Source organism: Roseibium sp. RP-7, from assembly GCF_053005225.1.
In genome coordinates, this window is record NZ_JBRKQA010000002.1 from 55933 (window position 1) to 68752 (window position 12820).

General features: G+C 59.7%; 8 protein-coding genes and 1 tRNA gene. 5 read left to right on the top strand and 4 right to left on the bottom strand.

Annotated elements, in window-relative coordinates; translation table 11 throughout:
- The first annotated feature begins 2 nt into the window (after nt 1–2).
- Nucleotides 3–860, top strand: a complete 858-nt coding sequence (gene phnE / locus ACVDG9_RS14865; RefSeq protein ID WP_447238343.1) for a phosphonate ABC transporter, permease protein PhnE — start codon at nt 3–5, stop codon at nt 858–860.
- 180 nt (nt 861–1040) lie between these two features.
- Here phnE and ACVDG9_RS14870 read toward each other — a convergent pair whose 3' ends face one another.
- Nucleotides 1041–2216, bottom strand: a complete 1176-nt coding sequence (locus ACVDG9_RS14870; protein ID WP_447238344.1) for an alpha-D-ribose 1-methylphosphonate 5-triphosphate diphosphatase — start codon at nt 2214–2216, stop codon at nt 1041–1043.
- 362 nt (nt 2217–2578) lie between these two features.
- A tRNA-Leu gene (locus ACVDG9_RS14875) sits at nt 2579–2664 on the bottom strand.
- A 220-nt stretch (nt 2665–2884) separates the two neighbouring features.
- Between ACVDG9_RS14875 and map the strand changes: the two genes are divergently transcribed.
- From map to ACVDG9_RS14890, 3 genes are all read left to right on the top strand, one after another.
- Complete coding sequence (gene map, locus ACVDG9_RS14880) at nt 2885–3715, top strand: type I methionyl aminopeptidase (RefSeq protein ID WP_023001049.1); 831 nt, start codon at nt 2885–2887, stop codon at nt 3713–3715.
- A gap of 66 nt (nt 3716–3781) precedes the next feature.
- Nucleotides 3782–4495, top strand: coding sequence for a RadC family protein (gene radC, locus ACVDG9_RS14885; protein ID WP_447238345.1), 714 nt, complete (start codon nt 3782–3784; stop codon nt 4493–4495).
- Nucleotides 4496–4667: 172 nt separating this feature from the next.
- The gene (locus ACVDG9_RS14890; protein ID WP_447238346.1) at nt 4668–6947 is read left to right on the top strand and encodes a bifunctional diguanylate cyclase/phosphodiesterase; all 2280 of its coding nucleotides are present in this window, start codon (nt 4668–4670) and stop codon (nt 6945–6947) included.
- Between the two features lie 76 nt (nt 6948–7023).
- Here the strand turns inward: ACVDG9_RS14890 and ACVDG9_RS14895 are convergent, their stop codons facing one another.
- Both ACVDG9_RS14895 and ppdK read right to left on the bottom strand, forming a co-directional pair.
- Nucleotides 7024–7980: an ArgK/MeaB family GTPase gene (locus tag ACVDG9_RS14895; RefSeq protein WP_075282437.1), complete on the bottom strand. Its 957-nt coding sequence runs from the start codon at nt 7978–7980 to the stop codon at nt 7024–7026.
- Between the two features lie 41 nt (nt 7981–8021).
- On the bottom strand, nt 8022–10694 hold the full coding sequence (gene ppdK, locus ACVDG9_RS14900; RefSeq protein WP_447238347.1) for a pyruvate, phosphate dikinase: 2673 nt from the start codon (nt 10692–10694) through the stop codon (nt 8022–8024).
- Nucleotides 10695–11020: 326 nt separating this feature from the next.
- Here ppdK and ACVDG9_RS14905 point away from each other — a divergent pair, with 326 nt between their 5' ends.
- A complete protein-coding gene (locus tag ACVDG9_RS14905) occupies nt 11021–12808 on the top strand; it encodes a tetratricopeptide repeat protein (RefSeq protein ID WP_077292633.1) in 1788 nt (595 codons plus the stop codon).
- The last annotated feature ends 12 nt before the right edge of the window (nt 12809–12820 follow it).

Here is a 12820-nt window from a genome sequence, read left to right on the forward strand (position 1 = left end):
TCATGACCGTACAACGTCCAGATATCGCCCGCGCCAGAACGCTCGTACCAGGCGCCTTTTCAACACCGCTCCGGACGCGCCTGATCCGCCTCGCCGGTTGGTCGGCTTTCCTTCTTTTGACCGGCTGGTGCCTGTGGGACTTCGGCTTTACGCCTGAAAAACTCCTTCACGGAGCGACCCGCTTTGGCGATGTGCTCGCCTTCATGTTTCCACCCCACATCTGGACAAGCTGGGCGGAATGGCAGGAAGTTCTGAAAGGTCTCGGGGAAACTGTCGCCATGGCGTTCATGGGCACGCTTCTGGGAGCCCTGGTTGCGTTTCCACTGGCATTCCTGGGCGCCAAGAACATCCTGCCACTGTCCTGGCTCCGGCTCGGTGTCAGGCGCGGTTTCGACGCCCTGCGGGCAATCGAACAGCTGATCCTCGCACTCGTCTTCATCCGCGCCTTCGGCCTCGGGCCGCTGGCCGGCATTCTGGCCATTGCGGTTTCGGAAGTCGGCACGTTTTCGAAGCTCTTTTCGGAAGCCATAGAGAACACCAGTCAAAAGCCGGTCGAAGGCGTGCGCGCTTCCGGCGGCGGCAGCCTGCAGACAATCCGCTTTGCGGTTCTGCCGCAGGCCCTGCCGGTGATCCTGTCGATCATCCTCTACAATTTTGAATCCAACACCCGCACCGGCACCATCCTTGGCATTGTCGGCGCCGGAGGCATCGGCTTCCTCCTCGCCGATCGAATCCACGCCTACCGTTGGCCGGAAGCCTGGACGATCATTTTCCTGATCATCTTCATGGTCTACCTGATCGACGGCTTCTCCGGTTTCCTGCGGCGGCGGATCATCGGCCTGGAACCGGGGCGAAAGTAATTTACACCTGGGGGAGAGGCAGCGTTTTTCTCCTCCCGCCGAGTTTCCTTTTTCCGCTGCATGCCTCCCAATCAGCAAGACCTCGGAAAATCCTGATCAACGCCTCATGCTCACCTCGGAAACGGCATGGATGCCATGGTCAAGCCATGGCATGACGGAGGAGGAATTTTAGTCGAATGATCAGAGCACCCGCTGTCCGTTCCGCCAGGCCTGCTTGATGAAGGGATGTCCGTTGAGGACGTCGACGTGAAGCAGGTCGGCGCGTTTTCCTTCTGCGATCTCGCCTCTGTCTGACAGTCCGGCAACCTCAGCAGGCGTTTTTGAAACCATCCGGATAGCCGCCGGAAGGTCGGCGTGGAACGCATCGTCCAGCCCCACAAGAAACGCACAGTCGAGCAGCGAGCGCGGGACGTAGTCCGAAGCCAGGATGTCGACGAGATCTTCCGCCAACAGTGCGCTGACCGCGATGTTGCCCGACTGGGACCCGCCGCGAATGACGTTGGGCGCACCACCGACGACGTGCATTGCGTGGCTCTTGGCCTTGCGGGCTGCCTCCAGTGTGCACGGAAATTCCGACACGCTGACGCCCTCGCCGAGGGCTTCATCAATGTGCTCGAGTTCCGTATCATCGTGACTGAGCAGCGGCAGCTTGTGTGCATGCGCCAGCGCGACCACAGCCGGACGAACCTTCGAACTGATTTCATCGGAGAAGTTCAACAGCTCCTGCGTCTCACGCTCGGCAACGGCACGTGTTTCGCCCGTGTCGGCCATGCGTCGGTGAATATAGGCCTCGACGTCCTTGCTCTGGCGTCGGCCCGGCAGGTGTTCCATCACCGACACCATGCGCACGATGTCCTTGCCGATGTTTTCTTCCGTCAGGCGCGTGGTCTCGCCATCTGTAATCTCGCAGCGCAGATGCACCAGATGCTCCGACTTGAGCATGCCTCCGGACTGAAGCGTCTCCAGGGCGTCGATCATTGGCGCCAGGATTTCGCGGCGCTCCGGGTTCTTGATCGTCGCCCCCACGCAGAGGCTGTCGAACACGGTGGTGATGCCGCTGCCGATGATCTGTGCATCATGGGCCATCGCCGCTCTGAGCGGATCCCAGCGCACGTGTGCACGAGGAAAGACATGCTTTTCGAAATGATCGGTGTGAATGTCGACCAACCCCGGCAGCAGGTAATCACCCTCGAGATCGAAACCGGCTTGCGGCGCACTGCCCTGGTCCACCGAGACGATCCCGCTTTCGGAAAAGGCAATGTGACCGCTGACGACTTCATCGGCGAGCACCAGCCGGGCGTTTTTCAGAACTGTCAGGGCACTGCCGGAGGGCACGCGATTGTCGGCATAAGTCATGGAAACTCCTTCCGGCGAGCAGGTCGAACGAATTCAAGGATGGCCCGGTAGCGGACCGCAATGAGATATGACACCGCGAGAGCGGGAGTGAACTGGGGCCGGAAGCAAACGCGTTTCCGGTTGATCGACCGATGATCTAGCGCTCTTTCGGGCGCAAATTGTGACAGTCGTTCAACGGATCCGTGACAATCCGGAAAAATCTGCAGATTGCAGGCGAAGGGATGGATTAGCAGGGTCGGACACGAAATCTGCGCTCAACCGGCTGGAAAGGCAAGAGCACAGGGAAGAAGGACAGGCGCGAAAGGGAACCTCGAACCAGGCCGCCGCTCAAGTAGGCCAAAGGCCGGTAGCGCAACAAACCATGGTGCGGGCGACGGGACTCGAACCCGTACAGCCTAGGGCCGAGGGATTTTAAGTCCCTTGTGTCTACCAATTCCACCACGCCCGCTTTTCCCTTCCCCTAGCTCTCCTGCCCGAAAAGCGCAAGAAGGCACTGCCGCTTTTCAGCGCACAGGCGGGAAGTTTCCACGTCAGCCTGATTTTGCGGGAACAGAAGCTGGAAAATAGGCGCTTTGGGCGGTATGAGAACAGGTAACGGATAATTGGTGCCGAACAGGGCCTTGTGGGCTTAGAATGGCACCGGATAATTGTGAGACACGGTAAACCCCATGGTCAGCTATATCGACGCTTCGGAAGCCCCTTTGAAAAACACGGGTCAGGTACGTTTGTACGGCCCTGAAGATTTTGAAGGCATGATGCGCGCCGGACAGCTGACAGCTGCCTGTCTGGACGAGCTGGCCGACATCGTCAAACCGGGCACGACCACCCAGGAAATCGACGACTTCGTCTACCAGTATGGCATGGATCACAACGCCATTCCGGCGACGCTGAACTATCGCGGCTACACAAAGTCCTCCTGTACGTCGATCAACCATGTCGTCTGTCACGGCATTCCAAACGACAAGGCCCTGCGCGAGGGCGACATCGTCAACATCGACGTGACCTTCATTCTGGACGGATGGCACGGTGATTCCAGCCGCATGTATCCGGTCGGCCAGTTGAAGCGCGCTGCCGAGCGCCTGATCGATGTGACCTATGAATCGCTGATGCGCGGTATCGAGGCTGCCAAGCCGGGCAACACCACCGGGGACATAGGTGCTGCCATCCAGACCTTCGTCGAGGCTGAACGCTGTTCGGTCGTGCGCGATTTCTGCGGGCACGGTCTTGGTCTTCTGTTCCACGACACGCCCAACATCCTGCATTACGGGCGTCCTGGCGAAGGCGTTGAACTGAAGCCGGGCATGATCTTCACCATCGAACCGATGGTCAATCTTGGCCGTCCGCACGTGAAGGTTCTCAGCGACGGCTGGACGGCCGTCACGCGGGACAGGTCCCTGTCCGCCCAGTTCGAACATTCCATCGGCATCACGCCTGAAGGCTGCCAGATCTTCACCACGTCCCCCAAAGGCATCCACAAGCCGGGCCTGCAGACGGACTGATTGTCCGGCCTGAGGTCCGTTTACCGGCGATGCGCCGTGATCTGACAGCGGCTGACGCAGGAGCTCATGAAAGAGACGACGACCGCCAGTGAAGCACCGGCTGCAACCGGCAGCGACCACAAGGGACACCGCCAGCGGCTGCGGGAACGATTTCGTAAAACCGGCGAGCAGGGTCTCGCCGATTATGAACTCCTGGAATTCCTGTTATTTTCCGCCCTGCCCCGCCAGGATACAAAGCCGATCGCCAAAGCACTGCTTCAGCGCTTCGGTTCCTTTCCGGCAGCCCTTGCCGCCCCCCGGGAACGGCTCAAGGAAATTCCGGGGCTGTCCGACATCAGCATAGATGCGCTTCAGGCGGTGCATGCATCGGTCATCCGCTTTCACAAGGCCGGTCTGGAAAAACGGCAGGTGCTCGACAGCTGGCAGAAGGTCATGGACTACCTGCAGGTTTCCATGGGGCTGGCCCCTGTAGAGCAGTTCAGGATCCTGTTTCTCGACAAGAAAAATACGCTTATCGCAGATGAGGTTCAGCAGACGGGCACGGTCGATCACACACCGGTCTATCCGCGCGAAGTGATCCGGCGCGCCCTGGAGCTTTCGGCAACGGCCCTGATCCTTGTCCACAATCACCCGTCGGGCGATCCGACCCCATCGCGCGCCGATATACAGATGACCAAGAAAATCGTCGACATTGCCGGCCCACTCGGGATCGAGGTGCATGACCATATCATCGTTGGTCTGCGTACAAACGTCAGCTTCCGCAGCTTACAGCTGATTTGAGCTGTTCGAGCAACGGATAGGCCAAGTCTTGGAGCCTGTACAGCTAAGCTCTTTAAGACTGTTTGCAAAACCGGATCGGGCGTTTCGAGACTTTACCCTTAATTTACTTAGAATTTGCGGCATTCCTTAACCCAGATCGACAATACTCGGGCCAAATAAATCGGGCTCGTATATGTACAATTCGTCTAAAAACTCCGGCGGACAGATAGCAAACGCGATCATTATTCCGATGGTCGTGATCGTCATGATATCCGTTGTCGGTATTTTCGGCCTGTTGCACTGGTCTGCCCGCCTGTCGGACGAAACCGCTGTCGAATCCCAGAACAAGCTCATTTCCGGCGCTTTGCAGCTGACCCAGAATTACATGGTCAAACAGCAGAACGGCGTCGTGATCTGGGACGAAGCCTATCACCGGGTCAACCAGATCAACCCGGACGAAGGTTGGATCTACAACAACCTGATGCACTGGCTATTCCAGAACCACGGTTTTTCCAAGTCGATCCTGATCAACCGCGATTACGGCGTGCAATATGTCTACGCGCAGAACCACACCAACAAGTGGATGACGCAGGAGTTGCTTCAGGAACTGAAGCCCGCCGTTGCCAAGGTGCGCGCCCGCTACATCATTTCCTTCCGCCGCACACCATCCGGGCTCTACAGTTTCATTCCGCAAAGCAGCGACGCGCGCCGGTCGATTGCCGAAACCGGCCTCGTCTCCCTGGCGGGCGAACCGTATCTCTTCAGTGCCGCCGCGATCATGCCGCAGATCCAGTCGATCTCCCGGGTCCGTTTCCCGCCGTCAGTGCTGGTAAGTCTGGTACCCTTGCGGGGTGAAAAGCTGACGGAAATCTCGGAAATGTCTCGCCTTGACGGGTTTGTTCTCGCCAACAACCAGACCCAGCGCGATGGCGTCGGCAGGTTTCAGCTGAAGTCCCCGCTTGGACAGGATGTCGGCCTGATCGCCTGGCAGACAACCGAGCCCGGCAGCCAGATGATACGCCGGATCAATCCTTTCCTGGCCTTGGCGGCTTTCATGATTGCCGCCGTGGTCATCGCCGTGACCATCTTCACCCGCCAGATGACCAAACGTCTTGCACGCAGCGAAGCCAAGGCAGTCCACTCCTCGCGTCATGACGCCCTGTCCGGCCTGCCGAACCGCGCGCGGTTCCATGCACTTTTGACGGACACGCTGGACGAAAGCGTTGCCAAGGGAACGAACACGGCCGTCGTCTACATCGACCTCGACCATTTCAAGGACATCAACGATACGCTTGGCCATTCCGCCGGCGACAAGGTGATCACTGCGGTCGCCCAGAGACTGCAGCGCGTCATTCCCGAAACCGGGATCGTTGCGCGCATCAGCGGCGACGAATTCGCGATGGTCATCAAGAACTGCGAAGACGATGTCTGGCTGGAATACATCCTCGACCAGGTGCAGGACGAAATTGGCCGTCCGATCATGATCGGGCGCCGTGAACTTCACGCCAGCCTCTCGATGGGCGCTGCCATTGCCCCGCGCGACGGCAGCGATCCGGACGAGCTGCTGCGCAAGGCCGATATCGCGCTTTATGATGCCAAGGCAAACGGCCGGAACCGCCGTTCCTTCTTCGAACCGAACATGGAACATCACGTCCAGTCAAAGGACCGACTGTCCCGCGAACTTCGGCTGGCACTCAAGAACGACGAATTGACACTTGCGTACCAACCTCAGTCCGACACATCGGCCAAGCGGATCGTCAGCGTCGAAGCGCTGGCCCGCTGGACCAAGGAAGACGGCACCGTCATTTCCCCGGCGCAGTTCATTCCGGTGGCCGAGGAAACCGGCCTGATCAACGACTTGGGCATCTGGGTGCTCAACAAGGCTTGTGCCAAGGCGCACGAATGGCCCGGCATCACCGTTTCGGTCAACGTTTCGCCAAACCAGTTCAAGCACCCGCGGTTCGTCGAAAAGGTGATGGCGATCCTTGCCGCCAACAACCTGCCGCCACAGCGCCTGGAAATTGAAGTCACCGAAAGTGTTTTTGCAGGCCGCAACGATTCGGTGCTGAAGGCCCTGCGCAGGCTGAAGAACCTGGGCGTGAAGGTTGCGCTCGATGACTTCGGTTCAGGTTATTCCAGCCTCAGCTACCTGCGCCGCTTTCCTTTCGACACGCTCAAGATCGACCGGGATTTCGTTTCCGACATGAACGGCAACGCCGAAGCCGAGGCCATCCTGGTATCGATCATCCAGCTCGGCAAAGCGCTTGGCATGACCATTGTTGCCGAAGGCATCGAGACGCTGGAACAGATCCGTTTCCTGCAGGCGCACGACTGCAACCGAATGCAGGGCTACTACATTTCCCGCCCGCTGACGGACACCGCCCTGACGGCGTTCCTGGACGAATTTCACCGCGTTGGTACGCCCGGTTACGGTACAGACCTGAGCTATCAGGTGCGCGCGGCGGAAGCTTGACGACACTTCGTACGGGCAAATGCCTGCCCGCCGGGTCTTCGATTTGTTCTGGAACGACCTTTAAACGCTACCAGGCTCAAAGACCCAGCAACGGACGGAGCCTGGCGGCAAACCCGTGAAAGCTCGCAAAGGGAGCCGTCTCGGCCAATGTCAGCCAGTCCTGCTCTACCCCGGCAGCCAGCTTCAGCCCAGCGTGACCAAATTCCGCACGCACCATATCCTTGAACCAGGCAACATGCTGCACTTTGCGCTGGCGTTGCAAGGCCTCGCCTGACGCGATGTGCGCATGGTGGCGCGTCCAGTGGTCAACCAGATCATCAACACCGCTGAGGGTTTGCGCGGAGACTTCGCACACAGGCACCTTCCACCCTGCAGTGCTGTCGGTATCGCTCAACGACAGGGCGCCCGCGACATCCGAGGCAGCCCGACGGGCAAGCACACCCATATCTGCCTTGGTGACAGCCACGATATCCGGCAGCTCCATGATGCCGGCCTTCATGAACTGCAGACTGTCACCCGATCCGGGCTGGATACACAGAACGACCGTGTCGACAGCCTGCTTCAGGTCCCCTTCCGATTGTCCGATACCAACGGTTTCAACGATCACGCAGTCGCACACGCACCGGAGAACGGCAATTGCCGCAACTGCATGATCGGAGAGGCCCCCGAGGCGATCTCGCGCCGCCATGGAGCGGACGAAGACGCCATCGTCGGATGGATCGGTTTTCAGGCGGGTTCGGTCACCCAGAAGGGCACCACCGGTCACCGCGGAAGACGGATCAATCGCAAGTACAGCCACAGTCTGCCCTGCCGACCGGCACGCCTTGATGAGCGCGTCGGTCAGACTTGATTTGCCGACGCCGGGCGGACCGGTGAGGCCCAACACTTTCGCGGAGGCTTCACCGGCGGCCGAATCCAGAAAAGCCGCGGTTTCGGCGTCCTCCGCATGGCTTTCCAGCCGGCTGAGAACCCGCGCGAGCTGCCTCTTGCCACCCGCGCGCAAGGTGTCCAGCTGGGGGTAAGCATCGCTCACACCGCGCTCCCCTTGGCCTCGACCGGAGTTTTCCGCCCCATTCAGCTTCCGGACTTGAATTTCAAGGCCGCCTGAGCTGCCGCCAGGCGGGCAATCGGCACACGGAACGGCGAGCAGGAGACGTAGTCTAGACCGACGCCTTCGCAGAAGGAGATCGAGGCCGGATCACCGCCATGCTCCCCGCAAATGCCAAGCTTGATGTCGGGACGGGTCGACCGGCCGCGTTCAACGCCGATCTTGATAAGCTCACCCACGCCTTCCTGGTCGAGCGAAACGAACGGATCCTGCTCCAGCAGGCCGCGCGTCTGATACGTCCCCAGGAAGGAAGCCGCATCATCGCGCGAGATACCGAAGGTGGTCTGCGTAAGATCGTTGGTACCGAAGGAGAAGAACTCGGCAGACTGTGCGATTTCCGCCGCTTTCAGGGCGGCGCGCGGCAGTTCCACCATGGTGCCGATCTGGTATGTCAGTTCCGCTCCGGTTTCGCTCATCACGGCTTTTGCCATGGCCTCGATGCTCTGGCGTACGAGGTCGAGTTCTCCCTTGAGGCCGACCAGCGGAACCATGATTTCCGGAACCACCGGTGCGCCGGTTATCTTGGCAGCCTCGACAGCCGCCTCGAAGATGGCCCGGGCCTGCATTTCGGCGATTTCCGGATAGGAAACCAGCAGACGGCAGCCGCGATGGCCGAGCATCGGGTTGAATTCTTCCAGTGCCAGCGCCCTGTCGCGAAGCAACTCCGGATCGGCACCCATGGCTTTTGCGACGTCCGCCAGTTCCTCTTCCGATTTCGGCAGGAATTCGTGCAGTGGCGGATCCAGCAGACGGATCGTTACCGGCAGGCCGTGCATGATTTCGAAGAGATCGGTAAAGTCCTGCCGCTGCATCGGCAAGAGTTTTGCAAGTGCTGTCCGGCGTCCGGCTTCGGTCTCGGCCAGGATCATCTCGCGCACGGCAATGATACGCTCGCCTTCGAAGAACATGTGCTCGGTGCGGCAAAGGCCAATACCTTCAGCGCCGAACTCCCGCGCAACCTTGGCGTCTTGCGGCGTTTCCGCGTTGGTGCGCACGCGCATGCGGCGCACCTTGTCGGCCCAGCCCATCAGTGTGCCGAAATCGCCGGAGAGCGTCGGCTGCAGCATCTCGACCTCACCAACCAGAACCTGTCCGGTGGCTCCATCGATGGTGATGATGTCACCTTCCTTCAACTGCCGTCCGGCAGCATTGATCACACCGTTGCGATAGTCGATCCGCAGCATCCCAGCCCCGGCGACACAGGGCTTGCCCATGCCGCGCGCCACCACGGCCGCGTGGCTTGTCATGCCGCCCCGGCTGGTCAGAATACCCTCGGCCGCATGCATGCCATGGATGTCTTCCGGACTGGTTTCCACGCGAACAAGAATGACCTTGCGCCCTTCTGCCTTGGCTTTTTCCGCCTCGTCGGAGGAAAAGACGATGGCACCGGATGCTGCGCCGGGAGAGGCCGGCAGGCCGGTCGTGATCACATCGCGCTTTGCTTTCGGATCAATTGTCGGGTGCAGGAGCTGGTCGAGCGCAGCAGGCTCCACGCGGCCAATGGCCTCTTCCTCACCCAATAGCCCTTCGGCAACCATGTCGACCGCGATCTTCAGCGCCGCCTTGGCGGTGCGCTTGCCCGACCGGGTCTGCAGCATCCAAAGCTTGCCCTTCTCGATCGTGAACTCCAGGTCCTGCATGTCCCTGTAATGGGCTTCCAGCTTGGCACAATAGGTCTGGAATTCGGCAAATGCCTCCGGCATCAGCGCTTCCAGCGACGGGCTGGAAGACCCGGCCCCGATGCGGGCCTTCTCGGTGATATCCTGCGGTGTCCGGATGCCGGCAACCACGTCCTCGCCCTGTGCATTGACCAGGAACTCGCCATAAAGGGCGTTTTCGCCAGTGGAAGGGTTCCGGGTAAAGGCGACGCCGGTCGCGGAGCTCTCGCCCATGTTGCCGAACACCATGGCCTGAACGTTGACGGCAGTTCCCCAGGAGGACGGCAGATCGTGCAGACGGCGATACGTCACGGCACGCGGCACCATCCAGGAACTGAAGACCGCGCCAATCGCGCCCCAGAGCTGCTCCTGCGGATCCTGCGGGAACGGCTTTTCCAGTTCTTCTTCCACCAGCGCCTTGAACTTCTCGATGATGCCCAGCCAGGCATCCGCATCGATTTCGGTATCGAGCGTCAGTTCGTTGCGTTCCTTGTACTCTTCCAGAATTTCTTCAAACTCATGGTGGTCGAGGCCCAGCACCACGTCGGAATACATCTGGATGAAGCGGCGGTAGCTGTCGTAGGCGAAACGCCTGTCTCCCGCCTCTTGCGCGATCGCTTCGACTGTCTGGTCGTTAAGGCCGAGGTTCAGGACGGTATCCATCATGCCGGGCATGGAAACACGGGCGCCGGAGCGTACGGATACCAGCAGCGGCCGTTCCGGGTCACCAAACTTCCGGTTGGTCGCCTCGCCGACCTTCTCGAGCGCTTCGGCAACCTGTGCCGTCAAAGCGTCCGGATAGGATTTTTCATGCTCGTAGTACCAGGTGCAGACTTCCGTGGTGATGGTGAAGCCCGGTGGCACGGGCAGACCCAGGCTGCTCATTTCGGCAAGGTTTGCGCCCTTCCCACCGAGAAGATTACGCATATTCGCTGCGCCTTCTGCAGCACCATTGCCGAAACTGTAGACCCACTTGGTCATCTGATACTCTCCTCGCCTAGTTCGATCTGCGGCGTCTCGCGCGCAGCCAACTCGCATTATCATTCCGGCAGCAATCGGGCCGCACCGGCACCAGATCTTTTTGCACCGCACATTCCTGCTACGGCAACTGCTTGTCTTCAAGCCCTTTTTCAGCGAAACCGGTTATGATTGGTCGTAAGTCTTAGCATTTCCGACGTTGAGCAAAATCAAAAGGATTTAAACCCGCAGAAAGTTATCCCGGGCGCCTTGCCGGTCAGCCTTAAAGACGCCATTGTCAAAGGTAATAAGCAGTAAACCCACCAGATTCAGGGACAGAAGTGCGAACAATGATGACAAATCCGACCGGTGCCGTTTCGACCAGGGATCGCAGTCCTCTCCGCCGGAAACTGCTTGCGCTGGTCAGCGTGCTCGCCCTTCTTCCCGCTACCGCACTTGCCGAAACGAGCACCGAACCGGAAACACTTGGCACACCGTCCGATCTGCCGTTCACGCTGTCCGGCAGCTACCTTTCCGGCCGCCTCGCCGGTTTCCAGAAAGACTACGCCCAGGCAGCGGCGTTTTACGAAGAAACCCTGGCCGCCGACCCGAGCAATACGATGTTGCTCGAACGCACCTTCCTCCTGAAGTTGGCCAACGGCGATGTCGAACAGGCCGTTGTCTACTCCAAGGAGCTGGAAAGCGCCGGTCTGCAGAATTTCCTCGCGCAGCTGACGCTCGGTGCGCAGGAGATGCTGGACGGCCGCTATGAAAAGGCCAACGAAGAACTTGAGCGGGGCCGGAACGGCCCGCTCGCGCAGCTTTCCATCGGCATCTCCCGCGCCTGGACGCTTTATGGCAGCGGCAAGATCGACGAAGCCGTCGCGATGATTGACGGACTTGAGGGACCGGACTGGTTCGAAGTGTTCAAGTCCACCCACAAGGCACATCTTCTGTTTGCCGCCGGGCGTAACCAGGAAGCGCTGGAAGCCGCCGAGAGCGCCTATGCCATCGACCAGGGTGCCTTGCGCGTCGTGGACGCCTACACCCGCCTTCTGGCCGCCAACGGACGCCAGAAGGAAGCACTTGATGCGCTCGATCAATACGATGCACAATTCCGCGGTCACCCCAAGCTTGACCAGACCCGTGAGGCTATCAGCAGCGGTGAGATCATTCCGCCGCTCGTTACTGATCCGGCAGCCGGCATGGCGGAAATCCTCTATGGCCTTGGTGCCGTAATCGGCCGCGATGGCGGTGAAGAGCTTTCCACCTCCTATCTGCAGCTTGCGCTCTACCTCGATCCGAAGGCCGAATTTGCAGCCATTGCTCTCGGCAGTGTCTTTGAGCGGATGGAGCAGCCGGAACGGGCCATCGAAGCCCTGATGATGGTGCCCGATGACAGCGTGCTGAAGCGCGAAGCCGAAATCCAGGTTGGCATGAACTACAATGCCCTGGAGATGGTGGATGAAGCCCGCAGCCATCTGGAAGAGCTAATCAAACAGGATCCCTCAGATCTTGAAGCCGTGATCGCACTTGGCAACATCCTGCGTGCACACGAAATCTACGAGGACGCCGAGGCAACCTATACCAAGGGCATCGACACCATTTCCGAACTGCAAAGTCAGCATTGGCTGATGCTTTATTTCCGCGGTATCGCCCGGGAAAGACTGGGAAAATGGGAACTTGCCGAAGCCGACTTCCGCAAGGCGCTTGAACTCAACGAGGATCAGCCACTCGTGCTCAACTATCTCGGCTATTCCCTGGTCGACCAGGGTCTGAAGCTGGATGAAGCCCTGGGCATGATCAAGAAAGCCGTCGAACTGCGGCCAACAGACGGATACATCGTCGACAGCCTTGGCTGGGTTTATTTCCGTCTTGGTCGCTACGAAGAAGCGGTGAAGGAACTCGAGCGGGCTATCGAGCTTCGCCCGGCGGATCCGGTCATCAACGATCACCTGGGCGATGCCTACTGGATGGTCGGTCGTCGCAACGAGGCAAGGTTCCAGTGGAACCACGCCCGCGACCTGGGTCCGGACGCAGAGGAATTGCCGAAAATTCTGGAAAAGATTGCCGAAGGCCTGAAGGAGGTTCCGGGAACGGATGCCGCCAAAGCCGAGACCGGCAAAAACGGCGGCTAACCGGACACACCC